Consider the following 25211-nt stretch of genomic DNA (forward strand, 5'->3'; position numbering starts at 1 on the left):
CTATTCCTATTTTTGCATTCTATTTTATTAGAATTTAGGGAAAAATTCTAATAACAAAGGTATAGAATTAAAAAGATACTGCGAGTATTTTTATTTAAACGGAAGTCATTTTTAATAAGTTTGTATCGAGTCTCTTTAAGTGAAAAAACAACTAAAATGTGGAGATTACATGTTCATTTTCAAAAATTAAAATTTTTGAAGAAAGAACAAGAATAGCCGTATCTAATGCACAGGATAAAACCGTGGATACTTTAGCTAGTGAATCTAAAATTCCTCCAGCAATAAAATCTTCAATCTCTCTAGACAATACGCTCACACCTAAACTTGGGGTTGCTAGGGAAGAAAGCTTAGCAATAACAGCATCGCCATTCAAATCTGCATTGTTCATTAGGACTTTTAGAGGAGCGCAACAGGCCTTATGTAATATAGAACTTGCTATCTTATTCTCATCGGTATTGTTGCAGTTAGAATTTTCTAGTTCTAAAGAAGCATAAAATAAAGCAGTTCCGCCTCCAGGGACATAACCCCGACTTAATGCAGAGTCTATAATTTTAAGAGCTAGATTGTATAAAGCTTGATTATCTTCATCAACAGAAAGAATAGCGATGGAACTTTGCAGCCTATTTTTTCTATATAAGAGGTTTTTTTTTGTTTCAGGGCATGAGGTTGTACGGATTTCTTCTGCTAGCTGTCGGATTTTTAAGGTAAGCACCTCAGGAATATGCTGCCCCCCGATTAGTATAGTTTGTGAGTCAGAGACTTCTATAGATAGACATGAACCTAAAGTCGTAATGTCAGGATTTAGAAAATTAGTTCCTTCATTTTTGGGGAAGATATGGGTGCCAGTAAATAAAGCAATGTCTTCAGCTAATTCTTGGTTCGTAGTAGAGAGTTCAGGAATGGTCACTACAGTTGCTTGTAATAGTCCTTGTAACTTGTTGACAATGAGAGTAGCAAGTACATCGTTATCAATATCCTCACAGAAAATCAGTAAATGTTGATTTCGTTCCGAAATCTCATGTAGTAGCGGAAGCAAGGGATGGATAGTAGAGATCTTTTTATCAGTAATTAGGATTAGGGGATGAGAAATGGTAGTGAGACGGGATGCATTGTTAGAAACAAAATAATTAGAAGCATAACCTGAAGGAATTTTAAACCCTTGGAGTACATCTATCGAAGATTTCTGTGCTTCTTTTTGGATAGTTATAGAAATGAGACCCTGAGGACCAACAACAGAGAAAGCATTGGAGAAGTCGTCGGCAATAACAGGCATTTGTAGTGTAGAGAAAATGATGTTTCGAATTTTTTGGGCGTCCTTAATAGGCCAAGCTTGTTTTTGTAATGCTTGTTGGAGTTTTTCTTCTTCAGATTTTAGGGAGGAAATCAATTTATGGATAGAAACTCCATTTTCTAAAGCTAAGTAGCTTTCCTGTAAAAGCGCGTGAAGTAAAATAAGACCAGTGATGGCACCATCGCTGTGTTGCTTATGGATTTTATTTGCCATGAGTTTGGCAAAATCTACACCCATATTTTCATAGGGATTAGCAAACTTTATTTGCGAAATAGCATTAAAACCTCGCTCTTTAAAAAAAGAGGATTGAGATAGGAATCCCTTAGGACCATAGGATGGTTTTACTACTTGGAGAAGTTTATCTATACCTGAAAAAAGCTTTTTATTAGCGTCATAGTTAGATAATTTTCCCTGTTCCGACATGCAAACCCCCCAGTAGATATAAAATTCTTACACTACCAAGTCATTTTTTAGTTCACAATATCTTCAGTAAGAAAGGTGGCACCCGGAATCGAACCGGGGATAGAGGCTTTGCAGGCCTCGGCCTTACCGCTTGGCGATGCCACCAAAACAAACCATGAGAACCTTTAGTTTAAGCGAAACAAGATTTTATGATAAGCGAGAAGTACATTCTCTTCTAAGAGAAGAGAGAGAAAAATTTCTTAGCTTTTAAAGAGCAAGATTGTTTTTAATCTCCTTAAGAAAGAGGTTTGCTAATAATCCGATAAGGTTGTTTGCATTCTTCTCTTCATATTAAATATAGTTTTTTTTTAGTGTGGAGACAAGCTTTCCCTATGGGTTCAGAGTTTTAAAATAGTAGATTTTAGGCAAAATATATGCGAACTGTATTGCTGGAAGATTGGGTATCCCTGATGCTATCAGACGTTTCTTGCCCAAAGTCTAACAAGAAAATCTCAGGATTCGCTATAGATAGTAGGCAAGTACAACCCGGCGATCTATTTTTCGCTCTGCCCGGCATTAGAACAGATGGTCATCAGTTTTTAAAACATGCGGCACAATCAGGAGCTGTTGCAGCTGTTGTATCTTCTGAATATCAAGGAGATAGCTTTGGTTTACTACTAATCCGTGTTCAGGATCCTAAATGTGCTTTGCAAGAAGCAGGAAATAGCCAGTATAATTTATTCAGAGGTAACCTTATTGGGATCACAGGGTCAATAGGGAAAACAACAACAAAAGAATTCTCGAAGACACTCTTAAGCTCTATTTATAAAATTCATGCAAGTCCTAAAAGCTATAACTCCCAACTGACTGTACCTTTAAGCTTATTAATGGCAGAGGGGGATGAAGATTTTATTATTTTAGAAATGGGAGTTTCTGAGCCCGGGAATATGCGAGATCTTCTGAACATTGTTCAACCAGAAATTGCTGTCATTACACAGATAAATGACCAGCATGCTGTCAACTTCCCTGAAGGCATCCAAGGAATTATAAGAGAAAAAAGTCTCATTTTAGAAAAAAGTAAAGTGCAACTATTGCCTAAAGATTCTTTATGTTTTTCGGATCTATGGCATCGTTCTTTTCGTGCTGAGAAATTTTCTTTTTCTTTTAATGATCCTCTAGCAGATTTTTACTATAAAGCTATGAGCAGGGAATCAGTAGTGATTCACACTCCTAATGAAGATTATCATCTCCCGATAGCGTTCTCTTATAAACCTGCGTATAGTAACTTGTTAATAGCTGTAGCTCTTTCTTGGATTTTAGATATTCCAGAAGAGAGTATTATAGGCTCTCTCTCTACATTAAAGTTACCTCCAATGCGCTTTGAACATAGCATAAGAAATGGAATACAAGTAATCAATGATGCGTATAATGCTTGCCCAGAAGCTATGATGGCAGCTCTTGATTCTTTGCCTTTGCCAAGTGATGGAGGAAAGACTATCTTGATTTTAGGTCATATGGCTGAATTAGGTATATATTCAGAAGCAGGGCATGCTTTAATAGCTGAAAAAGCAGCCTCTCTAGGACATATGATATTTTTTATTGGGGAGAAGTGGATTCCAGTGCAACACCTTTTAAAGAACTATTCTTGTGAAGTAAATTTTTTTTCCAGCGCTCAAGATATCAAGGATCTTTTGAAGGCAGTTGTCCGACACGGAGATGTAATTCTATTAAAGGGTTCTCGCTCGCTCGCTTTGGAATCTTTATTAGCTTGTTTTTAATTCTTTACGCGTAGCTATGATTTCCCTAATTCCTATTTTCTTAAAACAATCTTTGTTTTTTTCTTTAGCCCTAACAGTAATGACAGCTCTTCTATTCACTCTGGCTCTGGGAATGCCTATAATCAAATGGCTGCAAAAAAAAGAATATCGTGATTATGTAAACAAAGAACATTGTGAAAAACTTGAAATTCTTCACAAAGATAAAGCTAAAGTTCCTACTGGAGGAGGGATATTGCTTTTTATTTCATTGTTTTTCTCTATACTCCTTTGGTTGCCCTGGGGGAAGGTTTCGACGTGGTTTTTTATTATACTTATGACTTGCTATGCAGCTTTGGGCTGGTATGATGATAGAATAAAAATAAAAAGAAAAAAAGGACACGGGCTAAAAGCTAAGTATAAATTTATAGTTCAAATTTTTATAGCGTCTCTTACCTTGATTTGCCTTCCTTATATCTATGGAAGTACTGAGCCTCTATTTGCTCTCAAGATTCCTTTTATCCCGGGTCTAATTTCTATGCCTTTTTGGATTGGGAAATTCTTTTGTTTAGGACTTGCCCTTATTGCAATTATAGGAACGAATAATGCAGTAAATCTTACTGATGGTCTTGATGGTCTTGCTGCTGGAACAATGTCTTTAGCTGCTCTCGGATTTATTTTCGTTGCTCTGCAAAGTATTACAATGCCTATAGCTCAAGATATCGCCTATGTTTTAGCTGCGCTTTTGGGAAGTTGTATAGGATTCTTATGGTATAACGGCTTCCCAGCCCAACTCTTTATGGGAGATACGGGATCTTTACTTTTAGGAGGACTGTTAGGTAGTTGTGCTGTTATTCTGCGTGCAGAATGTATTTTAGTTATCATTGGAGGAGTCTTTGTTGCTGAGGCAGGATCTGTAATTTTGCAAGTTGCTAGCTCTAGATTAAGGAAAAAACGTATCTTCTTGTGTTCTCCGCTACATCACCATTATGAATATCAGGGAATAGCAGAGACTAAAATAGTTATGCGTTTCTGGATTTGCAGTTTTATTTGCACAGGTTTAGGCATAGCCGCAGTATTATGGAAGTAGATATGTATCAACGCATTCTTGTCTTGGGAACTGGGATCACCGGAAAATCTGTATCGAAATTTTTATATAAGCAAGGACATTATGTTTTAGGTGCAGACAATTCTTTAGAATCTTTGACGTCAACAGAGGGTTTGCATGAAAGACTGTTTATAGAAACAGATGATTTTCCTGGAGACATCGACCTTGTAGTACGCTCTCCAGGAATTAAACCATATCATCCTTGGGTAGAACAAGCGCTACGTTTTAATATCCCTGTAGTTACCGATATCCAGGTTGCTTTGAAAACTCCAGAATTTCAACAATACCCCTCTCTAGGAATCACAGGATCTAACGGGAAAACAACAACAACATTGTTTCTTGTTCATCTTTTAAATACTTTAGGAATCCCTGCTTTAGCTATGGGAAATATAGGCTTGCCTATATTGAACCAGATGATACACCCAGGGATCCGTGTTGTAGAAATTAGCTCTTTTCAACTAGCAACTCAAGATGAAGACATCCCTACATTGTCTGGAGCTGTATTATTGAATTTTTCTCCTAATCACCTTGACTATCATGGCAATTTAGATACTTATTTAGATGCTAAACTTCGTATAAAAAAATGTCTAAAACAAGCGCGAGCGTTCTGGTTGGGAATGGAATGTTCCTCTGGGAATCTTTATCAAAGCTACTCTGAGGAAATTCAGAATATTTTAGACAAAGGGGATGCATTAAAACCAATATACTTGCATGATAGGGATAACTATTGCGCAGCCTATGCTTTAGCTAATGAAGTGAGTTGTATTCCTTCGAAAGACTTTCTAAAGGCAGTTCAGACCTTTAAAAAACCTGCCCACAGACTAGAGTATCTCGGGGAAAAACATTGTGTGCACTACATTAACGATAGTAAAGCCACAACTGTGAATGCAGTAGAAAAGGCTCTTATGGCTATAGGAAAAAATATTATTGTTATTTTAGGTGGCAGAAATAAAGGCGGGAATTTCGTTGACCTAACTGTTTTGTTGTCCCAAACAACGAAACACGTCGTTGCTATGGGAGAATGCCGAGAGATGATAGCCCATGCTTTATCGGGAACAATTCCTTTAACTTTAGCCAAGGATTTAAAGGAAGCGGTATATATAGCTCAAACTCTAGCACGGGATGGAGATACTATTTTATTGTCTCCGGGATGTGCCAGTTTTGATCAATTTCAAAGTTTTGAAGAAAGGGGAGCTTATTTTAAGCTGTTGATCGGAGAAATGGAGGCTGTGAGGTAAATATGAATCGTAGGGATATGGTAATAACAGCTGTCGTGGTAAATGCGATGTTGTTGATCGCTTTGTTTGTAACATCAAAGCGGGTTGGAGTTAAAGACTATAACGAAGGATACCGTAATTTTGCTGCGACAAAAGTTGCACAAGGCCTTGTTTCTGAGGAAAAGGTGTTAGAAAAGCCTTCAGTTATAGAAGCACCTGTCCGTCCTGTAGTTAAGGAAACTTTAGCTACACAATTTATTGAAAGTAAACCTGTTATCGTAACGACTCTTCCTGTGCCTGTAGTGAGCGAATCTCCTGAGTCTGTTATTACAACTGTTCCGTCACAGCCTGTTAACGAGACCCTTAAAGAGGAACAAGCAGTTTATGCTACCGTCGTAGTCAAGAAGGGAGATTTTCTTGAGCGTATTGCTAAAGCTAATCATACTACTGTTGCGAAATTAATGCAGATCAATGATCTCACTACCACTCAACTTAAAATTGGACAGGTCATTAAAGTACCTATACTTCAAGAGATAGGCAGTCAAAAAAATTCTCAAATGAATGTTTCTAACTCCGAAAATTATTATACAGTCCAAGAAGGAGATAGTCCTTGGACAATAGCACTCCGTAACCACATTCGATTAGATGACCTACTCAAAATGAATGATCTTGATGAGTATAAAGCACGGCGTCTTAAGCCTGGGGATCAGTTACGTATACGTTGATCTTCGCAGGCTCCTACCATGAAGTGGTTTATTATTTCTTGTTTGTTAGCTATCTTCTCTTTAGGACTAATTATGGTTTTCGATACTTCTTCAGCAGAAGTGTTAGACCGCTCTTTAGAATGTAGTACACACAGAGCTCTCATCCGTCAGGTGACTTACCTTATCCTTGGTATAGGGATCTCATCTCTTTTATACATGATGGAATGGAGAGACTTCTTAAAAATTAGTCCCGTGTTATTGGCCGGAGCTACTATAGCTTTAATCTGTGTCTTTGTTCCAGGCTTGGGGATTTGCCGTAATGGCGCGAAACGTTGGCTAGGGTTCGGTCAGCTTACCATTCAACCTTCAGAATTTGTTAAGTATTTGGTTCCTATCGTGGCTTTAGAATTCCTAACATTTTCGTCTTTATATCAAAAGCAAGCCAAAATGTTTCTCAAACTTATCGCTGTTTTATTTATTCCTATCCTGTTAATTGCGATAGAACCTGACAATGGTTCTGCGGCTGTTATTTCTGCATCCTTAATCCCTGTTTTTATTATGACCGCAGTGCGGTTACGCTACTGGTTTCTCCCGCTTTTATGTATCACTATAGTTGGGGGAGCTTTCGCCTATAGGATGCCTTATGTACGGTATCGATTGAACGTCTATCTCCATCCTGAATTAGATATTAAGGGCAGGGGACATCAACCCTATCAGGCTAAAATTGCTGCAGGATCTGGAAAATTACTAGGAAAAGGACCTGGAGCAAGCCTCCAGAAACTTACTTATCTTCCAGAAGCTCAAAATGACTATATTGCTGCAATATACGCTGAAGAGTTTGGGTTTTTAGGTATTCTTTTGCTTATACTTTTGTATATGTGTTTTGTCTACGGAGGTTATGCAATCGCTATAAAAGCATCGTCATTAGAAGGAGCTACCTTAGCGATTATTGTTACCTTACTTATTAGTATGCAGGCATTTATGAATTTAGGTGTAGTCTCAGGACTTCTTCCTAGTAAAGGAGTAAACCTTCCTTTTTTTAGCCAAGGAGGATCCTCTCTTATTGCAAATATGTGTGGCGTTAGTTTGTTATTAAAGGTGTATGATGAGGAAAATTCGAAAAGTAGCCTTAGCTGTAGGAGGATCGGGGGGACATATCGTTCCAGCTCTAGCAGTAAAGGAAGCTTTTTATCTTGAAGGAATCGATGCGCTCCTACTTGGAAAAGGTCTGGAACGCCATCCTTCTTTACAAGAAGGAATCAATTATCGAGAAATTCCTTCAGGACTCCCTACAGTCATTAATCCCATAAAAATAATTTCAAGAAGTTATTCTATATGTTCAGGATATCTTAAGGCAAGAAGGGAACTTAAAATTTTTGATCCTGATTTGGTTATAGGCTTTGGAAGCTATCACTCTCTTCCTGTATTGTTGGCAGGATTATCTCAGAAGATCCCCTTATTTTTACATGAACAAAATCTTGTTCCTGGGAAGATCAATAAACTATTTTCTCGGTATGCTCGAGGCGTTGGAGTAAATTTCTCTCCTGTTATCAAATACTTTTCTTGCCCTGCTGAAGAGGTTTTTCTTCCCAAGCGGAGCTTTTCTTTAGGAAGTCCTATTATGAAGCGCTGTACAAACTACACCCCTACAATTTGTGTAGTAGGAGGATCTCAGGGATCACAGGTCTTAAACACCTTTGTTCCTAAAGCTCTTGTTAAACTAGTCAATAAGTACCCACACATGTATGTACACCATATTGTAGGGCCCAAAAGTGATGCTATTGAGGTGCAACACGTGTATAATCGTGGAGAGGTGCTTTGTTGTGTCAAGAAGTTTGAAGAACAGCTGCTCGATGTGCTCCTTGCTGCAGATTTAGTTATCAGTAGGTCTGGTGCTACAATTTTAGATGAAATCTTATGGGCGAAAGTGCCTGGAATTTTAATTCCCTATCCAGGAGCCTATAGACATCAAGAAGCTAATGCTAAATTCTTTGTAGAGGTCCTTGGGGGTGGGAGTATGATTCTAGAAAAAGAGCTAACAGAGAAGCTATTGGTAGAAAAAGTGATGTTTGCTTTAGACTCTCATATTAGAGAAAAACAACGTGACTCTCTAGCGGCTTACAGTAAACAACGGTCGAAAAAAACGTTGTATGAGTTTATTTGTGAATGTTTATAGGTGAAGCATATGATAGAGAATCCTCATTATCATTTTATTGGTATAGGTGGGATAGGAATGAGTGCCTTAGCACATATTCTGCTGGATCGTGGGTATTATGTATCTGGCAGTGACTTGAGTGCAGGATATACTATCAATACGCTTAAAGCTAAAGGTGCAGAGTGTTTTTTAGGTCACGATGCGACTCATATCTCCGATGGTACCACCGTTGTTTATAGCTCCAGTATTGCCTCAGATAATGTAGAATATCTAGCGGCTGTTGAAAAATCCTTACCCTTAATTCATAGAGCAGAGCTCCTAAGTCAGCTTATGGAAGGTTATCAAAGCATCCTAGTGTCAGGAAGTCATGGAAAAACAAGTACATCATCTCTAATTCGTGCTATTTTCCAGGAAGCTCAGAAAGACCCTTCTTACGCTATTGGGGGGGTGACTTCAAATTGCCTGAATGGTTATTCTGGATCTTCAAATGTCTTCATTGCCGAAGCAGATGAGAGTGATGGTTCCTTAAAATACTACTATAATCCTGATGCATTGATAATTACAAATTTAGATAATGAACATTTAAGCAATTATGGAGGAAGTCTTGAACGTCTTTTGAAAGTAGTTCAGGATTTTTCTAGCAAAGCTCAAGACTCTAATAAGGTATTTTATAATGGCGATTGTCCGATTTTAAGAGGAAAGATTAAAGGGATTTCTTTCGGGTATTCTCCAGACTGTCAGCTACGTATAGTCTCTTATTCTCAGAAGGAATGGCAGTCTCAATTCTCCTTTATATTTTTGGGCCAAGAATATCGAGATATCGAACTCAATTTGCCTGGACAATATAATGCTGCAAATGCAGCAGCAGCCTGTGGTATTGCACTTACCTTTGGTATAGAGATTACTATCATTCGAAAAGCTCTGAAAGAATTCGTAGGAGTGTGTCGACGTTTGGAGAAAAAGAATAACTCTGAAGGCTTTCTTTTCTTAGAAGATTACGCTCATCATCCTGTAGAAGTGGCAAGTACTTTAAGAGCTGTGCGTGATGCCGTAGGTTTGCGAAGAGTAATCGCAATTTTTCAGCCGCATAGGTTTTCTCGTCTTCAGGAATGCTTAAATAGCTTTCCAACTGCGTTCCAGGAAGCCGATGAAGTCATCCTTACTGATGTTTACAGCGCTGGAGAAAAAGATACACAGTCTATAATACTTGCCGAATTTGCTAAAAATATTGCTAGATCTTCTCATGTACGCTGTCATTATATCTCCTACGGAGACCTAGTAGATTATCTAAAAGCATATACTCGTATTCATGATGTTTGTGTCTCTCTAGGAGCTGGGAATATCTATACCATAGGAGATTCTTTGAAAGACTTTAATCCTAGAAAATTATCTTTAGGATTAGTCTGTGGTGGGAAATCTTGTGAACACGATATTTCTCTACTTTCTGCTCAACATATCTCTAGATATATTTCTCCTACACTCTACGATGTGACTTACTTTATTATAGATCGCCAGGGCTTATGGAGAACCGGAAAGAATTTTGCTCATCTTATTGAAGAATCTCAGAGTTATTCTGTACTTTCGACAGAAATTACCTTAGCTTTATCACAAGTCGATTGTTTATTTCCTGTTTTGCATGGCCCTTTGGGAGAAGATGGTGCTATCCAGGGATTTTTTGAAATCTTAGGTAAACCTTATATTGGACCTAATCTACCTTTAGCAGCAATTGCAATGGATAAGCTATTAACAAAACGTATAGCTTCTGCAGTTGGTATCCCTGTAGTTCCTTACCAACCTTTAAATCTCTCTTTATGGAAGCGTAATCCTGAATTATGCATACATAACCTTATAGCAACTTTTGCTTTTCCTATGATTGTGAAAACCTCTCATTTGGGATCTAGTATCGGGATATTCTTGGTTCATAATGAAGAGCAGTTACGAGAAAAGATCTCAGAGGCTTTTTTATATGATACTGACGTATTTGTTGAGGAAAGTCGCTTAGGATCTCGTGAAATAGAACTATCTTGTATTGGAGACTCTTCTACTTGGTATTGTATTGAAGGACCGAATGAACGTCGTGGTGCTAGTGGGTTTATTGACTACCAAGAGAAGTATGGGTTTGGTGGTGTTGATAGTGCTAAAATTACTTTTGATTTGCAGCTTTCTCAAGAGTCTTTAGATTGTGTTAAGGAATTTGCAGACCGTCTCTATCGAGCTCTGCATGGAAAAGGCTTATCTCGAATAGATTTTTTCTTAGATGAAGAAGGAAATTACTGGTTATCAGAAGTGAATCCTATTCCAGGAATGACAGCAGGTAGCCCATTTTTACAGGCCTTTGTTCGTGCAGGGTGGACAAAAGAACAAGTTGTCAATTTCCTTGTTATCGAAGCTCTACATAAGTTTGATAAGAAACAGATGGTCGAATGTGGGTTTAATAAAGACAAAACCTTGATTAGAAACTAAAAAAAGTGTTAGAGCGTTCTAATTCAAGAACCTCTAGCACTTCTTTTATAGAGATAGAATAAGACTAGTGATGATTACTACATTCACAAGAATGATGTATAACGGGATCTTCTTCTTGATCTTCGCAATTACAGTGCCCTTGACAACACTTTTTAGATATAAGAAAATCATCTTCAATAGGCATAGAAGAGACGTCATCGCAAATATAGTCTTCATTACAAATGACGTCATTTCCATCTTCAGGTTGAATTAGATCTATCTGTACTTTCTTTTTTAATCTAGAGCACACACGCCTAAGAATAGTTCTTAGCGCATGTATTGTGTTTCCTCTTCTTCCAATAATTTTTCCGATATCCTGAGCTGCAACACGAATTTCTAATTTGATAGATTCGTTAGCTTCGTCTTCGATTGAACGAATTTCAACGGCTTCAGGATTAGTAACTAAATTCTTAACAATATATGCTACAAACTCTTCCATAAAGTCCAAATTAAATTGATGTAGAAAACCAAAAACATAATCCTATGTCTTTAAAAGTTCCTTACAAAAGTGTAGATATTCAAAATGAAAAAGTCAATGTCTAATCTAGCCTTGGAAAATTCTCTGAACAGGTCTCCATAGTTAACCAACTTAGGTACTTTGGATCTCCGTGTTGAATAGGAAAGAGTAAGATCTCTGGAACCTCATAGTCACAGAATTCTTTGATAACTTTACAAATTTTAGGGAAACATAAGTCCGTTGTTTTAATTTGTATATGGTGTTCTTCAGACTTACAAATTTTGCCTTTCCACAGATACATGGATTGTCCTTTAGGAAAGATATGTACACAGCGAGCAAGATGCTTTGTGATAAGATAGGTTGCTAGAGATTCAGCACTTTGTTGAGAAGGGAAGGATGTAAGAATAAGAATAGGAGTCATAATGTTTTCAATAATAAAAAATTAGGGAAACGCAAATCATAGATATACTGATTTTCGACATCTATTAAAGAACTTTTTTGTATATGCTTATAAAGGTCTAGAGCAGTGTTAAGAGTCTTAGTTGGAAGCCTTAAAAGATTGCCTGAAGAAAGTGTAACTACAATTTCTCCAGGGTAGAAATCGGATAAGGATAGATCTATAATTTTGGGGGACTCTGTAACTAATTCTTGCATAAGAATAGTAACAAGAGACATTTTTTCTGCAGGTAGTTTTTTCATAGCTAAGTCTTCTTCAGAAAAAAAAATTAGAGGTAAGTTAAGAGAGTGAAAATAAGGTTGGCAAAGAAAATAATTTCCTTCAAGGTTACAAAGCATATTGGATCGATTGCCAACATAAGCAATCGGTGTATGTAGAGTATAGAAAATTATAATCCCTTTATTATCAGGTGATTTCTCTATAGCTAAAGAGGAAAAAATTCCAAGAGCATTCAATATAGATTCTGCTTCTTTGATAGAGAATTCGTGTAGATATGTAGGAGAATCTGCAAAAAGATGTAAACGCTCTGCAATTGCAGTAGGAGGAACTCTCGATAAAGTCGATGACACTAAAAATAAGTTCCTAATAGGTGAGGGATGGGGTTTAAATAAAGAAATTTCAGGTAAAAGTAACCAACAAAATATAGGAACGCAAACAACAGTGCTCAGTGCTATGAGGGTCGCAGCATAACATAAAGTGTATTGAGGGCCTGGAGAGAAAAGCGTTTTAAGAAAACGTCTTATCATGAGTTCATTGTTTTTTATTATCATCGTAAATAATATCCGTAATATTTACGAGATTACTCTTGGAGAGATGATTGATGGACTTATCAGCTAAACAGTATGGAGAGATCATTGTTATTTATTTAAAAGGCTCTTTAGATGCTGTTTCAGTGCCTAATATTCAACAATCTTTGAATCAGTTTGTCCAGAATAACAATCTTAAAATCGTTCTGAATTTGCAGGACGTTTTCTATATCAGCAGTGCAGGTATTCGCCTATTGTTATCTAGTTTTAAATTAATTCAAGGGTTAGGAGGGAAAATGTGTCTGTGCTGTGTTAAAGCAGCTGTAGCAGAGGTAATGCGAATTGCAGGTTTAGACCAAATGATTTTATTGTGTCAGTCTGAACAGGAATGTTTTAGTAAGTTATAGTTTATCCCTATGCTTCCTTTTGAATTTCAATCTAGTACAACCTCTACTCCTGAATGTGATGTATGTCTTGATCCTCAAAAGTTATTTATAAAATTATTTAAGCGCACAATCATCTTACTTGCAGGGCCTACAGGATCTGGAAAAACAGAAATTTCTTTAGCACTCGCCCCTATGATTGATGGAGAGATCGTATCAGTAGATTCTATGCAGGTATATCAAGGAATGGATATTGGAACTGCAAAAGTGTCTCTAGAAGCCAGACAAGTAATTCCTCATCATTTAATTGATATTTGTCATATTCAAGAGCCATTTAATGTCATAGATTTCTATTATGAAGCTATTCAGGCATGTCAAAACATTTTATCAAGAAATAAAGTGCCTATTTTAGTTGGTGGCTCAGGATTTTATTTCTATACTTTTCTTTCTGGCCCCCCTAAAGGCCCTCCTGCAGATCCGCAAATACGCGAACAACTTGAGTCTATAATAAAGAAGCATGGAGTTACTGCTCTTTATGAAGAACTGCGCCTTAAAGACTCGGACTATGCTCAAACAATCACTAAGAATGATAAAAATAAAATCGTTCGAGCATTAGAAATCATTCAACTTACGGGGAAAAAAGTCAGCGATCATGAATGGGATGTGGTTCCTAAGGCTTCAAGAGAATATTATTGTCGCGCTTGGTTTCTCTCTCCTCTAACCGAATTTTTGCGGAACAGTATTCAAATGCGTTGCGAAACTATGATTGAATCAGGATTACTAGATGAAGTAAAAATCTTATTATCTCAAGGTATACGAGGAAACCCTTCAGCATCAAAAGCAATTGGTTATCGCGAATGGATAGAGTTTATAGATCAAGGTGAGCACCATGAGGACTATGCCTTGGCAAAAAGAAAATTTATATCTAATAGTTGGCATTATACAAAAAAACAAAAGACGTGGTTTAAACGGTGCTCGATATTTCGAGAACTTCCTACGCTAGGCCTCTCTTCAGAAGCTATTGCTCAAAAAATAGCTAAAGACTACCTCCTTTACAGCTAATATGCTCGTACAGCGTGTTCCTTTCGATAGGGATAAAGCCTTCAGATCGGATGATATCGCAAACTTCTTCCTCAGAGCTTTGTATAGACCATCCTGTAGCCTTATGAACGCTTTCGCTTAAAATAACTCCCCCAAAGTCGTCAGCCCCATAATGTAAAGCTTTGCCTCCTACACTTTTACCTTCCCCAAACCATGAGGCTGCGACATGATCAAAATTATCGAGAAAAATCCTTGCAAGAGCTAATATTCGGTAATACATTTGAGCGGATGCATGTTGAGGCACTTTATAACGGAGAGGGTTGTTGCCAGGCTTGTAACTCCAAGGAATAAAACTATAAAATCCAGGGCAGCTGTCTTGAGCATTTCGTATTGTTTGAAGGTGTATAAGAATATCCTCAGGATTCTCGACATGCCCAAACATCATAGTCGCTGTTGTACGAAACCCTATTTGGTGAGCCATCTTATGTAGATTGATCCAACCCCCAGGGCTCATTTTTTTTGGAGAAATGATTTTCCTAACTCTCTCTGATAGAATTTCTGCTCCTCCACCAGGAATCGTGCGTTGGCCCGCATTCCATAATCTATAAAGACCCTCTTCAGTAGTGATGCCAGAAACCCGGCAAGCATGTTCAATTTCTACTGCAGAAAAGAAATGGGGGTGAATGGAAGGAAATTCTTGAATAGTAATTCGAATCAATTCTTCAAAGTAATTAATTCCTAAATTTGGGTGCACACCACCTTGAATTAGAACTGTTTTAACTCCTAATTCTGTGTAGCGTTGTAATAAGCTACGAAAATCATCGAAAGATAACAAATAGGCATCAGCGGATTTAGGTTTTCTATAGAATGCGCAAAAAGTACAATCTATTTTGCAAATATTAGTATAATTTGGATTAGCATCAAGAACATAAGTAACTTCATTTGAAGGATATCGTTGTTGACGAATAGAATTTGCAAGTTCCTGTAGCTCATTTAAAGGAGATGAAAGGAACATTTTTAAGCCCTCTTCAAACGAAATTCTTTTATATAAATTCATAAAACAATTGACGTTAAAGATTGCGAAAAGCAGACTTTAACTTTTAACAATTTTATTTGTCAAGCCTCACACCTAAGTTGTTATTATGGATAATTCCGACAACAGCTTTCATACTTTGGAAACAGAGCAGGAATCGTTTGTGGACGATGATTTTGTAGTTGAAGAAGTTGCTTCTATAGAAAGCTCTGACGTTTCTAATGCGGCCCTACTATCTTTTGCTAAAGAGTTTAAAGACTTGAACTCTCCAGAACAAAAAGTTTCTTTTATCTTGGATAGAATGGAGGAAGTTTTAACTGCAACATCTCCAGATCTGAGATTATTTTGGGATTTAAGAAAACAATGTTTGCCTCTGTTTAATGATATCGAAGATATAGTGAAACGCGGAGAGGTCTGGCATCGTTATATTGCGCTAACTAAAGAAGGTCGTCATCTTAAGAGTCTTCAAGATCAAGAAGGGTCTTTTATTATAGACCAAATCGATTTGGCAATCGCGTGTTTAGAGAAAGACATTATTGAATTTCAGGAAGGAATAGAGGATAAAATTTCTCAACAAGAGGAAAAGCATGAGTTTTTGGAAAGCACAGCTTTAAATAAGCATCTGGATTTTTATAAGAAAAACCATATGTTATTACTATGGTTAAGCAGTTTCTCTTCAAAAATTATAGATCTTCGTAAGGAACTTATGAATGTTGGGATGCGAATGCGGATGAAAAGTAAATTTTTTCAACGCCTTTCCGCTCTAGGGAATCAGGTATTTCCCAAACGTAAGGAACTTATCGAAAGTGTGAGTCAAACATTTGCCGGAGATGTCGACGCATTTGTTTCTAGATATTTTATTGGATCTGATAAAGATTCGTTAAAAAAAACCGTTTTTTTTTTAAGAAAGGAAATAAAAAGTCTTCAACATGCAGCAAAAAGGCTTTTTGTCTCATCTCATGTTTTTTCTGACACAAGGTTGAAGCTTAGCAAGTGCTGGGATCAACTGAAAGGTATGGAAAAAGAAATTCGTCAAGAACAAGGTCGTTTACGTGCCGTATCTGCTGAAAATTCAAAAGAAGTCCGTGAAATGTTGAAGCAAGTTGCTTCCCTTCTTGCAGACGGGAACGATTTGATCAAAGTTCGAAAAGATTTAGATACCATTTCTAAAAAAATTCGCGTTCTTGATCTCACACATGATGACGTAATCTTCTTAAAAAAAGATCTTCAGGGGTTATTTGATCAGTTGCGAGAGAAACAAGACGCGATAGAAAAGTCCTATCAAGAACAATTAGCAAAGGATAAACAAACAAAAAGAGAGGCTGCTCGTTCTCTTGCCGAGCGTATCGCAGTATTCTCGAAGACTTGTTCTGAAGGAAAAATTACTCCTGAATCTCGGGAAGAATGGCAAACATTAAAAGAATCGTTAGCTAAAATGTCATTTTTACCCCCTCCTGAAAAAATTTCTTTAGATAATCAACTCAATCTTGCTCTTCAAGCTATTGTAAATTTTTTTGAAGAACAACTTCTTTCTTCTCCAGATTCTCGAGAAAAGCTTGCAAATATGCGTCAAGTCCTTACACAAAGACGTGAACGCCGCCAAGAACTCAAAGATAAATTAGAACAAGATAAAAAATTATTAGGTTCTTCAGGATTAGATTTTGATCGCGCAATGCAGTACAGTTCACTTGTTGAAGAAGACAAACGTGCAATTGAAGAATTAGATGCGAGTATTTTTGAATTGAAGCAACAGATTCAACAATTGTTATGAGAAGAAATTGTATATATGCGTTTGACTTAGATGGAACCTTATTAAAAGGTAATAGTAGTTGGCTTTTTTATCGTTACGCATTGTTTCAGCGTTTATTTTCTTATAAAACTTTGCCCCCATCTATTTATCGTTTTTTTAGATTTAAGTTTTTTTTTGGGATCTTCCATCCTTCTATTATTCTATTGTAACTCATTTGCTTGCACCAATTTCTTCTGAAGATCTTTATGGAGTTGCACTAGATTTTGTAAATACTTTGACTCCAGCTGATTTTTACACCCCTGTTTTAGAAAAATTAGAAGAAGCCTTTGCAGATACTACAGGACAAGTGATTCTTTTTTCTTCTTCTCCAGATTTTATTGTAGGTCCTATAGCGCAACAACTCGGCATTAGCTCATGGTATGCCTCTTGTTATCGGGATGAGTCTGCAGAACAGACCATCGATAAAAAATGTTTGACAGGAGATAAAAAAGCTCAAATTTTGAGTTATATAAAAAAAATCAATCAAGCAAAAAGCCACACTTTTTCTGACCATATTCTAGACCTACCTTTCCTTATGTTGGGAGAAGAAAAAACCGTTGTTCGTCCACAGGGACGTTTAAAGAAAATGGCTAAAAAGTATTATTGGAATATCGTTTGATTGTGTTTAAAAAAAAGCTCGACCTTATCTTGGATAATGGGGTATTCTAACGTCGATTTTTATGGATTTATTTTATTTTAATTTATTGAAAGTAGTTGCCAAGTCCATTGAACAGAAAAAGGGAAATAACTTGGTAGTTCTGGATGTTAGAGCTATTTCGGAATTTACCGATTATTTTGTTTTTGCAGAAGGCAGTGTTAATGTTCATGTTAAGGCTTTAGCGAATACTATTATAGAAGAGTTAAAAAAGTGGCAAGTCAGTCCTCTTCATGTGGAAGGTCTCGCTGATGGCAATTGGGTTGTGATAGATTATGGGTTTATTGTAACCCATATATTTGTTGGTGCAATTCGTGGAAAATATCGTTTGGAAGAGCTATGGAAAGATGGTTTAATTGTCACATCCAAGCTTTTGGCTTCTTAGTGGAGTAAAAGGTCCTGCATGAGTAAAAAACGCGTCGTTGTTACAGGAGTAGGTGTTGTATCTTGCCTCGGTAATGAAGTAGATACATTTTATGATAACCTACTTGCTGGAGTTAGTGGTGTCCGTACGATCACAGCTTTTCCTTGTGAAGACTATGCTACTCGTTTTGCTGGATGGATTCCAGAATTTAATCCTGAGCCGTATTTAGATAAAAAACAAGCACGTCGTGTAGATCCTTTCATTACATACGCCATGGTTGCCGCTAAAAAAGCAATTGCTATGTCACGTTGGGATAAAGATCATTTGCCTGCAGATCCTGTCCGTTGTGGCGCTATTATAGGTTCTGGAATGGGGGGGCTTTCCACATTAGACCAAGGAATGGAAAGATTATTGGTTACTCATAAAAAACTCTCACCTTTCTTTATTCCCTATATCATTACGAATATGGCTCCAGCACTTATTGCTATGGACTTTGGTTTAATGGGTCCTAATTATTCCATATCTACTGCCTGTGCTACAGCAAATTATTGCATTGACGCTGCTTATCAACATTTAGTATCTGGACGTGCTGATATGATCATTTGTGGTGGCACTGAGGCTGCAGTTAATCGTATTGGTTTAGAGGGTTTTATTGCTAATCGTGCTTTGTCAGAAAGAAACGATGCCCCAGCACAGGCTTCACGTCCTTGGGACAGAGATCGTGATGGATTTGTTTTAGGAGAAGGAGCCGGAATTCTTATTCTAGAGACTTTAGAGAACGCTCTACGTCGTCATGCTCCTATCTTTGCGGAAGTTTTAGGAAGTTATCTCACATGTGATGCTTTCCACATTACCGCCCCTAGAGATGATGGTGAAGGAATTACTGCGTGTGTGCTTGGTGCTTTGGATTCAGCAGGTATTCCTAAAGAACGGGTAAATTACGTGAATGCTCATGGCACATCGACTCCTTTAGGAGATATTTCTGAAGTCCTAGCTTTGAAAAAAGCTTTTGGTTCGCATATAAAAAATCTGCGTATGAACTCCACTAAATCTTTAATAGGACATTGTCTCGGAGCTGCTGGAGGTATTGAAGCAGTTGTTACCATTCAAGCGATACTCACTGGGAAGCTTCACCCTACGATTAATTTGGATAATCCCATTACAGAAATTGAAGACTTTGATGTAGTTGCAAATAAAGCTCAAGATTGGGATATTGATGTAGCAATGTCCAACTCATTTGGTTTTGGTGGACATAATTCAACGATATTATTCTCGAGGTATGTACCCTAATTATGATGAAGACAAAATATGAATATTCTTTTGGTGTTATTCCTATAAAATTTTTTGGGACTCCTGATAAAAGCACATTAAGGGCTTGTTTTATTTGCCATACTCGAGGGAAACATTGGGGATTTCCTAAAGGACATTCTGAAGATAAGGAAGGTCCTCAAGAAGCCGCAGAAAGAGAGTTAGTAGAAGAAACTGGACTGAGTATAGTTAATTTCTTCCCTAAAGTATTTATCGAGCAGTACTCGTTCAATAACGAAGATCAAATCTTCGTTCGTAAAGAAGTGACTTATTTTCTTGCTGAAGTTCGTGGTGATGTCCATGCAGATCCTATGGAAATTAGCGATAATCAGTGGCTATCTTTACAAGAGGGGTTGCGCTTATTAAGTTTTCCTGAACTACGAGATCTTACTGTAGAAGCAGATAAGTTTATTAATAATTATCTTTTTTCTTCTTAGTTTTTAAGGAGAGGGGATCTCCCCCTCCTTAAAAATTAGTTCACATCGGCAGTTTCTCCAATATAGGATAAATAATCTTCGTGAGCCAGCTGAATCACTTTTTGAGCCTCTTTCTTCCCATAAATGCCTACGATCTCAATTTTTGCAGGACTACCTTTAATTAGATGATCGGGCGTAGCTTTATATGTTAGGAAGTAATGTTGGATCATATCCAATACTGTCCCTGGGCAGTCGGAAATATCTTCGATTTCTGCGAAGACTAGGTCGTCTTCTAGAACGGCAATAATTTTATCATCGGCTTCTCCAGAATCAACGATCCGAAGTCCTCCTATAGGACGTGCTTGTAGTAAAATATTCCCATGATGGATATTTTTTTCTGTAAGCACACAGACATCCAAAGGATCTTTATCTCCTTGGATCCCTTCACGACGTATTTGCTCTCCGCTATATTGCCCAGAGGCTTCTCCACAATATGTTTGAGGAAGCAAACCATAAAGACAAGGACAAAAATTAGAAAATTTTTGAGGTCTATCTACTTTAAGTAGTCCTGTGGTTTTGTCTAATTCAAATTTTACAGAGTCATGAGGGGTAATCTCTATGTAACAACACAGAGATTCATAGTTATCCTGAGTTAACGAGGGGCTGTGCCAAGGATGAGCAACATATAAAACTTTTTTAGACATAAATAACTCTCAACGTGAAATTTTCTATGCTAGCAGTCTAGCGAATTTAGACTAGCATGGAGGAATTTTTAAGAGAAGAGGCAGTTCAGGGCTAATTGACTTTTAATTAAAAGTAAGCAATACTTTTATCTGCTAATTAACCCTTACTAATTTATGAAATATTCGCTTATTTTCAAAGAGCTAAATATAGAGGACTATGAACGTGTTATTGAAGTCAGATGTTCAGAAGTTCGTCTTCACGCAATTATTGCTATTCACCAGACAGCGGTAGGACCAGCTTTGGGCGGTGTAAGAGCTTCCGTATACTCTTCTTTTGAAGATGCATGTACAGATGCTCTTCGCTTAGCTAAGGGCATGACTTACAAGGCTTTAATTAGTGGAACTGATACAGGAGGGGGTAAAAGTGTGATCATTCTTCCTCAAGACCTTCCTTATCTTACTGAAGACATGCTAAGAGCTTTCGGGCAAGCTGTAGATGCCTTGGAGGGTAAATATATATGTGCTGAAGATCTTGGTGTGTCTATAAAAGACATTTCTATAATTGCTCAAGAGACTCCTTATGTTTGTGGGATTGCTGACATCAGTGGAGACCCCTCTATATACACTGCACATGGCGGATTTTTATGCATAAAAGAAACTGCAGAATATCTTTGGGGATCCCCATCTCTTCAAGGAAAAAAGATAGCTATCCAGGGAATTGGATCTGTAGGGCGACGTCTCTTACATTCTTGCTTTTTTGAAGGTGCTGAACTCTATATTTCTGATATTTTAGAAACAGTACTTCTGGATGCCGTGCAACTCTATGGAGCTAAAATTGTTCCTACAGAAGACATCCATGCATTAGAGTGCGATATTTTCACGCCGTGTGCTCGTGGCAATGTGATTCGTAAAGATAATGTTGCTGATTTGCGTTGTAAGGCGATTGTAGGCTTAGCAAACAACCAGCTGCAGGACAGCTCTATTGGTGTCATGCTGCATGAACGAGGTATTCTTTATGCTCCTGACTATTTGGTTAATGCTGGAGGCTTGCTTAATGTCACTGCCGCGATAGAAGGAAAAATCTACGAGCCTAAAGAAGTTCTTAATAAAGTTGCAAACCTTCCTATCGTTCTTCGTCAGCTATACAATCAAAGTAAGATAACTGGAAAAGATCTGGTAGCTTTATCCGATTCCTTTGTAGAAGATAAGTTATTAGCCTATACTTCATAGTGCAATAAGTTATCGGAAAAGACAATATTGAGTTGGCTTTGTATTGCCGTTAGTGTTGTCTCATGGATCTCCTGATTTCCAGAAGCAAGGATCACAGGATGATTATTCAATAATAGAGTTTCTTTGTTATATTCCAGAGGCACTCCTAAGGCATCAGTCACTTTACCTCCAGCTTCTTCCACAAGAAATGCTCCTGGAACGTGGTCCCAAGCACGGGCAGGAGAATGGATAAAGGGATAACGAATGAAAAAATCTACAGCACCTTCAGCGACTAATGCATATTTATATTGACTTTCTAAACGACGAGGACTTGGAGTGTTGGGTAGACCTAGGCTAAGCTTGCGTGTTGCATGATGTTGTTGATTCAACGCAGCTAATGAAGCTTCGCAGAATTGTCTTGTCGGCTTTCTTCCATCATAAAGTATTCGTCTACCTAAATTTTCAGAATGTAAAATAGAAAGCCCGTGGCTTTTGGCTGCTGAGTACACCTTAAATGTATAATTATAAGAAGGACACGCCATTACAGATAGGATGGGTTGGTACTCATAAATGAGGGATACGGCAACAGCAAAAGCACGATGCTTAATAAACCCCGTCGTTCCATCAATAGGATCAACAAGCCAAAATAGAGAGGTTGGAGAAGGGGGAGGAGTTAGATTGGAAAATAAGTCTTCACTGGAGGTCAGAGGAGCTAACTGGTGAGTAAATTTTAAGATTTCTGAGATTTTTTTATGATCTTCGTTAGGACTTAAAACCTCTTCTCCGATAAAGGGAATATCAGGAAAAGCTTGTGCAAGCTCTCGTTTGAGGTAGTATTGACTGCCATAGTCTGCAGCCGTAATAAAGGATCCATCTGGTTTTCCCCAAGAAGGGATTAGGGGACGTTCTTTTCGATAGTTTAACAATTCCGTAATGATTTCCGTAACTACAGACTCTACGATGTTCTGACAGTTAGGTAACTGAAAGGGCATAGAATTTTCCTCAAGTATCTAGATAAGAATGTTAGCAAAAGTTAGGATTATGTTAAACTTCAGGGGAGGGCCCTATAGCTAACTTGGGTCTTGTCTGTTGAAACTTTTCCCTAATAAGTAAGGGGAACTTATGCTAATAAAGCTGTGGCGTGCTACTTATAATGGCATTTATGCATTCTTAGTAGGCGCAGTGCTGAAGTTGCGTTACCGTATGCAAGTTGAAGGCATGAAGACCCTGAATCTTAACCCTAAGCAAGGATGTTTATTTCTTGCGAATCATGTCGCAGAAATTGATCCTGTTATCCTAGAATATCTATTCTGGAGACGGTTTTATGTTCGCCCTATGGCTGTTGAGTACTTATTCCATAGCCGTATTGTTCGGTGGTTTTTAAATTCTGTGCGATCTATTCCTATTCCTCAAGTTGTTCTTGGTAAAGAAAATAAACGCACTTTGGAACGTATAAACAAGTGTTATGAGGAAGCAACAGTAGCTTTAAATAAAGGAGAAAGTATTCTTCTCTATCCTTCAGGGAAGTTATCAAGAACAGGGAAGGAAGAAATTGTTAATCAGTATTCTGCTTATGTGTTATTACATAAAATTGCGGAATGCAATGTAGTTTTGGTAAGAATAGCAGGTTTATGGGGGAGTGCATTTTCTCGTTACAAGCTTGATTCTACACCTAAGTTAGCCTCTGTGTTTAAAAAAGCTTTGCGTTTTTTATTGCGTCGCGGGATTTTTTTTATGCCTAAAAGGTTTGTAAGAATTACTCTATGTCAAGTTGATCACTTTTTCTTAAAGCAATTCCCAACCAGGCAGGATTTAAATACCTTTTTAGCGTCCTGGTTTAATCAAGAGGATGACAATTTGCCAATAGAAGTTCCTTATGCATAACAAGGAAGTCATGAGGTATGCACGGTCAATGGAATAGGCGTCACAACACTCATCATTTAGGGTTGCGGCCTGGATCTACAGTATTAGAAAGTTTTTTAATATTATGTTCTGAATTCGATGAGGCGATTGCCTGTTTTGATGAACATCTTGGAGCTCTTTCCTATCAAGAGATCCGTAATGCTGTGATTGCCGTAGCAATCAAGGTATCTAAATTCCCTGAGGATAGAATTGGGGTTATGATGCCTGCATCTATAGGAGCCTATATTGCCTATTTTGGCATTCTACTCGCAGGAAAAATTCCTGTAATGATGAATTGGAGCCAGGGACTTAGAGAACTTCGTGCGTGTACAAAAACAGCACAAGTAGTTCGAGTTCTAACTTCTCAGCAGCTGGTGAAACATCTAAATGAAGTCCAAGGGTTTATAGAATATCCTTTTGATCTTATCTATATGGAAGATATGCGTAAGCAGCTTTCTTTGTGGGAGAAGTGTTGTGTGGGACTATATTCTAAGTGCTCAATTCCCTGGTTATTTAGAATATTTGGAGTTTCAAGATTGGAGAGCAGTGATATTGCTGTTATTTTGTTTACGTCTGGAACAGAGAAGCTTCCAAAAGCAGTTCCTCTAACGCATAAAAATCTAATCGCTAATCAGAAGGCGTGTTTGAAATTTTTTGATCCGAATAAACATGACGTAATGCTGGCTTTTTTACCTCCTTTTCATGCTTATGGTTTCAATAGCTGTGGTTTATTTCCTTTATTGGTTGGTTTCCCTGTAGTATTTGCTTCTAATCCTTTGAATCCTAGAAAATTAGTTGATCTTATCGATGATAAAGAGGTTTCTTTATTGGGGAGTACTCCTGTATTTTTCGACTATATTTTGAAGACAGCAAAAAAACAAAATTCTTTTTTGGAATCCTTACGTCTTGTTGTTATTGGTGGCGACGCATTGACAGATGATCTCTACGAAGAAACTAAAAGGCTACAACCTAAAATTGCTTTGTATCAAGGATATGGGGCTACGGAATGTTCTCCTGTTATTTCTATTACTACTAAAGAAAGTCCTAGAAAACAAGAATGCGTCGGATTGCCTATCCTAGGTATGGATGTCCTAATCATTTCTGAAGAAACCTATGTTCCTATGTCTTCAGGAGAACAGGGCTTAATCGTTGTCCGTGGAAGCTCTGTATTTTCAGGATATCTAGGGAGTCCCAAACACCAGGGCTTCGTATTATTAGGAGGAGACTGGTGGTATTTGACTGGAGATTTAGGTTACGTAGGTCCTACTGGAGATTTGTTTTTAGAAGGCAGGCTCAGCCGATTTATAAAAATCGGCGGAGAAATGGTAAGTTTAGAAGCATTGGAAAGTATTTTGTATCAGTATTTTGCAGATAACCAGTCTCATTATGATCACGGCTCCCTAGTAGTTTGTGGTGTCCCTGGAGATAAGGTAAGATTATGTTTATTTACCACCTTCCCTATAACAATACATAAAGTAAATGATATCTTAAAAAACGCTGAAACTAGTAGCATAGTCAAGATATCCTATGTACATCAGATTAAAAGCATTCCTATTTTAGGAATTGGGAAACCTGATTATGCTTCGTTAAATGCTTTGGCTGTTTCATTATTTGGTTAGATAGCTTTTTTCTGAA

The 25211-nt window shown here is 37.6% G+C and carries 24 protein-coding genes and 1 tRNA gene; 17 read left to right on the plus strand and 8 right to left on the minus strand.

Going from position 1 to position 25211, the window contains the following annotated elements; all coding sequences use genetic code 11:
- Positions 1 to 151: 151 nt before the first annotated feature.
- Positions 152 to 1714: a variant chaperonin GroEL3 gene (groEL3, locus tag C834KP_RS04345; protein WP_108896944.1), complete on the minus strand. Its 1563-nt coding sequence runs from the start codon at positions 1712 to 1714 to the stop codon at positions 152 to 154.
- A gap of 73 nt (positions 1715 to 1787) precedes the next feature.
- A tRNA-Cys gene (locus tag C834KP_RS04350) sits at positions 1788 to 1858 on the minus strand.
- Between the two features lie 269 nt (positions 1859 to 2127).
- Here C834KP_RS04350 and C834KP_RS04355 point away from each other — a divergent pair.
- From C834KP_RS04355 to C834KP_RS04385, 7 genes are read left to right on the plus strand one after another with little or no spacing between them, the layout of a single operon-like run.
- On the plus strand, positions 2128 to 3471 hold the full coding sequence (locus tag C834KP_RS04355) for a UDP-N-acetylmuramoyl-tripeptide--D-alanyl-D-alanine ligase (protein ID WP_108896945.1): 1344 nt from the start codon (positions 2128 to 2130) through the stop codon (positions 3469 to 3471).
- A gap of 16 nt (positions 3472 to 3487) precedes the next feature.
- Entirely contained in the window at positions 3488 to 4537 is a 1050-nt protein-coding gene (gene mraY, locus C834KP_RS04360; RefSeq protein WP_108896946.1) for a phospho-N-acetylmuramoyl-pentapeptide-transferase, read from the plus strand.
- 2 nt (positions 4538 to 4539) lie between these two features.
- Complete coding sequence (murD, locus tag C834KP_RS04365; protein ID WP_108896947.1) at positions 4540 to 5793, plus strand: UDP-N-acetylmuramoyl-L-alanine--D-glutamate ligase; 1254 nt, start codon at positions 4540 to 4542, stop codon at positions 5791 to 5793.
- Between the two features lie 2 nt (positions 5794 to 5795).
- On the plus strand, positions 5796 to 6497 hold the full coding sequence (locus tag C834KP_RS04370) for a lytic transglycosylase (protein ID WP_108896948.1): 702 nt from the start codon (positions 5796 to 5798) through the stop codon (positions 6495 to 6497).
- 18 nt (positions 6498 to 6515) lie between these two features.
- Positions 6516 to 7673 carry a putative lipid II flippase FtsW gene (ftsW, locus tag C834KP_RS04375; RefSeq protein WP_108896949.1) on the plus strand — a complete coding sequence of 386 codons (1158 nt, stop codon included), beginning with the start codon at positions 6516 to 6518 and terminating at the stop codon, positions 7671 to 7673.
- Positions 7579 to 8652 carry an undecaprenyldiphospho-muramoylpentapeptide beta-N-acetylglucosaminyltransferase gene (gene murG / locus C834KP_RS04380; RefSeq protein ID WP_108896950.1) on the plus strand — a complete coding sequence of 358 codons (1074 nt, stop codon included), beginning with the start codon at positions 7579 to 7581 and terminating at the stop codon, positions 8650 to 8652. Before ftsW ends, murG begins: the two co-directional genes overlap by 95 nt.
- 9 nt (positions 8653 to 8661) lie before the next feature.
- Positions 8662 to 11094 carry a bifunctional UDP-N-acetylmuramate--L-alanine ligase/D-alanine--D-alanine ligase gene (locus tag C834KP_RS04385; RefSeq protein ID WP_108896951.1) on the plus strand — a complete coding sequence of 811 codons (2433 nt, stop codon included), beginning with the start codon at positions 8662 to 8664 and terminating at the stop codon, positions 11092 to 11094.
- Positions 11095 to 11158: 64 nt separating this feature from the next.
- Here C834KP_RS04385 and C834KP_RS04390 read toward each other — a convergent pair whose 3' ends face one another.
- The 3 genes from C834KP_RS04390 to C834KP_RS04400 form a co-directional block, all read right to left on the minus strand.
- The gene (locus C834KP_RS04390) at positions 11159 to 11572 is read right to left on the minus strand and encodes a KH domain-containing protein (RefSeq protein ID WP_108896952.1); all 414 of its coding nucleotides are present in this window, start codon (positions 11570 to 11572) and stop codon (positions 11159 to 11161) included.
- Positions 11573 to 11672: 100 nt separating this feature from the next.
- On the minus strand, positions 11673 to 12011 hold the full coding sequence (gene cutA, locus C834KP_RS04395; protein WP_108896953.1) for a divalent-cation tolerance protein CutA: 339 nt from the start codon (positions 12009 to 12011) through the stop codon (positions 11673 to 11675).
- Positions 12008 to 12793: a cell division protein FtsQ gene (locus C834KP_RS04400; protein ID WP_162295479.1), complete on the minus strand. Its 786-nt coding sequence runs from the start codon at positions 12791 to 12793 to the stop codon at positions 12008 to 12010. Before C834KP_RS04400 ends, cutA begins: the two co-directional genes overlap by 4 nt.
- A gap of 74 nt (positions 12794 to 12867) precedes the next feature.
- On the opposite strand from C834KP_RS04400, the gene C834KP_RS04405 reads away from it, so the two are divergent.
- Positions 12868 to 13200: an STAS domain-containing protein gene (locus tag C834KP_RS04405; protein ID WP_108896955.1), complete on the plus strand. Its 333-nt coding sequence runs from the start codon at positions 12868 to 12870 to the stop codon at positions 13198 to 13200.
- 9 nt (positions 13201 to 13209) lie between these two features.
- Positions 13210 to 14238, plus strand: coding sequence for a tRNA (adenosine(37)-N6)-dimethylallyltransferase MiaA (gene miaA, locus C834KP_RS04410; RefSeq protein WP_108896956.1), 1029 nt, complete (start codon positions 13210 to 13212; stop codon positions 14236 to 14238).
- Here the strand turns inward: miaA and mqnC are convergent.
- Positions 14213 to 15274: a cyclic dehypoxanthinyl futalosine synthase gene (gene mqnC, locus C834KP_RS04415; protein ID WP_108896957.1), complete on the minus strand. Its 1062-nt coding sequence runs from the start codon at positions 15272 to 15274 to the stop codon at positions 14213 to 14215. The genes miaA and mqnC overlap by 26 nt on opposite strands.
- Before the next feature lie 85 nt (positions 15275 to 15359).
- On the opposite strand from mqnC, the gene C834KP_RS04420 reads away from it, so the two are divergent.
- From C834KP_RS04420 to C834KP_RS04445, 5 genes are all read left to right on the plus strand, one after another.
- Positions 15360 to 17021 carry a hypothetical protein gene (locus tag C834KP_RS04420; protein WP_108896958.1) on the plus strand — a complete coding sequence of 554 codons (1662 nt, stop codon included), beginning with the start codon at positions 15360 to 15362 and terminating at the stop codon, positions 17019 to 17021.
- Between the two features lie 193 nt (positions 17022 to 17214).
- A complete protein-coding gene (locus C834KP_RS04430) occupies positions 17215 to 17658 on the plus strand; it encodes an HAD family hydrolase (RefSeq protein ID WP_231911683.1) in 444 nt (147 codons plus the stop codon).
- Between the two features lie 61 nt (positions 17659 to 17719).
- Positions 17720 to 18079 carry a ribosome silencing factor gene (rsfS, locus tag C834KP_RS04435; RefSeq protein ID WP_108896960.1) on the plus strand — a complete coding sequence of 120 codons (360 nt, stop codon included), beginning with the start codon at positions 17720 to 17722 and terminating at the stop codon, positions 18077 to 18079.
- Positions 18080 to 18097: 18 nt separating this feature from the next.
- A complete protein-coding gene (fabF, locus tag C834KP_RS04440; protein WP_108896961.1) occupies positions 18098 to 19348 on the plus strand; it encodes a beta-ketoacyl-ACP synthase II in 1251 nt (416 codons plus the stop codon).
- Between the two features lie 2 nt (positions 19349 to 19350).
- Positions 19351 to 19803: a bis(5'-nucleosyl)-tetraphosphatase gene (locus C834KP_RS04445; protein ID WP_108896962.1), complete on the plus strand. Its 453-nt coding sequence runs from the start codon at positions 19351 to 19353 to the stop codon at positions 19801 to 19803.
- A 35-nt stretch (positions 19804 to 19838) separates the two neighbouring features.
- Here the strand turns inward: C834KP_RS04445 and C834KP_RS04450 are convergent, their stop codons facing one another.
- Complete coding sequence (locus tag C834KP_RS04450; RefSeq protein WP_108896963.1) at positions 19839 to 20486, minus strand: inorganic pyrophosphatase; 648 nt, start codon at positions 20484 to 20486, stop codon at positions 19839 to 19841.
- Between the two features lie 153 nt (positions 20487 to 20639).
- On the opposite strand from C834KP_RS04450, the gene C834KP_RS04455 reads away from it, so the two are divergent.
- Positions 20640 to 21695, plus strand: a complete 1056-nt coding sequence (locus C834KP_RS04455; RefSeq protein WP_108896964.1) for a Leu/Phe/Val dehydrogenase — start codon at positions 20640 to 20642, stop codon at positions 21693 to 21695.
- Here C834KP_RS04455 and C834KP_RS04460 read toward each other — a convergent pair.
- On the minus strand, positions 21683 to 22666 hold the full coding sequence (locus tag C834KP_RS04460) for an inositol monophosphatase family protein (RefSeq protein WP_108896965.1): 984 nt from the start codon (positions 22664 to 22666) through the stop codon (positions 21683 to 21685). The two genes, C834KP_RS04455 and C834KP_RS04460, sit on opposite strands and share 13 nt — an antisense overlap.
- Positions 22667 to 22796: 130 nt before the next feature.
- On the opposite strand from C834KP_RS04460, the gene C834KP_RS04465 reads away from it, so the two are divergent.
- Together C834KP_RS04465 and C834KP_RS04470 are read left to right on the plus strand one after the other, a co-directional pair.
- A complete protein-coding gene (locus C834KP_RS04465) occupies positions 22797 to 23558 on the plus strand; it encodes a lysophospholipid acyltransferase family protein (RefSeq protein ID WP_108896966.1) in 762 nt (253 codons plus the stop codon).
- 17 nt (positions 23559 to 23575) lie between these two features.
- A complete protein-coding gene (locus C834KP_RS04470) occupies positions 23576 to 25195 on the plus strand; it encodes an AMP-binding protein (RefSeq protein ID WP_108896967.1) in 1620 nt (539 codons plus the stop codon).
- Positions 25196 to 25211 lie beyond the last annotated feature (16 nt).

The organism is Chlamydia serpentis (assembly GCF_900239945.1).
GTDB classification, from domain to species: Bacteria; Chlamydiota; Chlamydiia; order Chlamydiales; family Chlamydiaceae; genus Chlamydia; species Chlamydia serpentis.

Coding starts and splice junctions, on each gene's coding strand:
- C834KP_RS04470 (WP_108896967.1), top strand. CDS start 23,576: ATGCACGGTCAATGGAATAGGCGTCACAACACTCATCATTTAGGGTTG.
- rsfS (WP_108896960.1), top strand. CDS start 17,720: ATGGATTTATTTTATTTTAATTTATTGAAAGTAGTTGCCAAGTCCATT.
- C834KP_RS04420 (WP_108896958.1), top strand. CDS start 15,360: ATGGATAATTCCGACAACAGCTTTCATACTTTGGAAACAGAGCAGGAA.
- groEL3 (WP_108896944.1), bottom strand. CDS start 1,714: ATGTCGGAACAGGGAAAATTATCTAACTATGACGCTAATAAAAAGCTT.
- murD (WP_108896947.1), top strand. CDS start 4,540: ATGTATCAACGCATTCTTGTCTTGGGAACTGGGATCACCGGAAAATCT.
- ftsW (WP_108896949.1), top strand. CDS start 6,516: ATGAAGTGGTTTATTATTTCTTGTTTGTTAGCTATCTTCTCTTTAGGA.
- C834KP_RS04445 (WP_108896962.1), top strand. CDS start 19,351: ATGATGAAGACAAAATATGAATATTCTTTTGGTGTTATTCCTATAAAA.
- C834KP_RS04355 (WP_108896945.1), top strand. CDS start 2,128: ATGCGAACTGTATTGCTGGAAGATTGGGTATCCCTGATGCTATCAGAC.
- mqnC (WP_108896957.1), bottom strand. CDS start 15,274: ATGAATTTATATAAAAGAATTTCGTTTGAAGAGGGCTTAAAAATGTTC.
- murG (WP_108896950.1), top strand. CDS start 7,579: ATGATGAGGAAAATTCGAAAAGTAGCCTTAGCTGTAGGAGGATCGGGG.
- fabF (WP_108896961.1), top strand. CDS start 18,098: ATGAGTAAAAAACGCGTCGTTGTTACAGGAGTAGGTGTTGTATCTTGC.
- C834KP_RS04460 (WP_108896965.1), bottom strand. CDS start 22,666: ATGCCCTTTCAGTTACCTAACTGTCAGAACATCGTAGAGTCTGTAGTT.
- miaA (WP_108896956.1), top strand. CDS start 13,210: ATGCTTCCTTTTGAATTTCAATCTAGTACAACCTCTACTCCTGAATGT.
- C834KP_RS04465 (WP_108896966.1), top strand. CDS start 22,797: ATGCTAATAAAGCTGTGGCGTGCTACTTATAATGGCATTTATGCATTC.
- C834KP_RS04450 (WP_108896963.1), bottom strand. CDS start 20,486: ATGTCTAAAAAAGTTTTATATGTTGCTCATCCTTGGCACAGCCCCTCG.
- cutA (WP_108896953.1), bottom strand. CDS start 12,011: ATGACTCCTATTCTTATTCTTACATCCTTCCCTTCTCAACAAAGTGCT.
- C834KP_RS04405 (WP_108896955.1), top strand. CDS start 12,868: ATGGACTTATCAGCTAAACAGTATGGAGAGATCATTGTTATTTATTTA.
- C834KP_RS04370 (WP_108896948.1), top strand. CDS start 5,796: ATGAATCGTAGGGATATGGTAATAACAGCTGTCGTGGTAAATGCGATG.
- C834KP_RS04390 (WP_108896952.1), bottom strand. CDS start 11,572: ATGGAAGAGTTTGTAGCATATATTGTTAAGAATTTAGTTACTAATCCT.
- C834KP_RS04385 (WP_108896951.1), top strand. CDS start 8,662: ATGATAGAGAATCCTCATTATCATTTTATTGGTATAGGTGGGATAGGA.
- C834KP_RS04455 (WP_108896964.1), top strand. CDS start 20,640: ATGAAATATTCGCTTATTTTCAAAGAGCTAAATATAGAGGACTATGAA.
- C834KP_RS04400 (WP_162295479.1), bottom strand. CDS start 12,793: ATGATAAGACGTTTTCTTAAAACGCTTTTCTCTCCAGGCCCTCAATAC.
- mraY (WP_108896946.1), top strand. CDS start 3,488: ATGATTTCCCTAATTCCTATTTTCTTAAAACAATCTTTGTTTTTTTCT.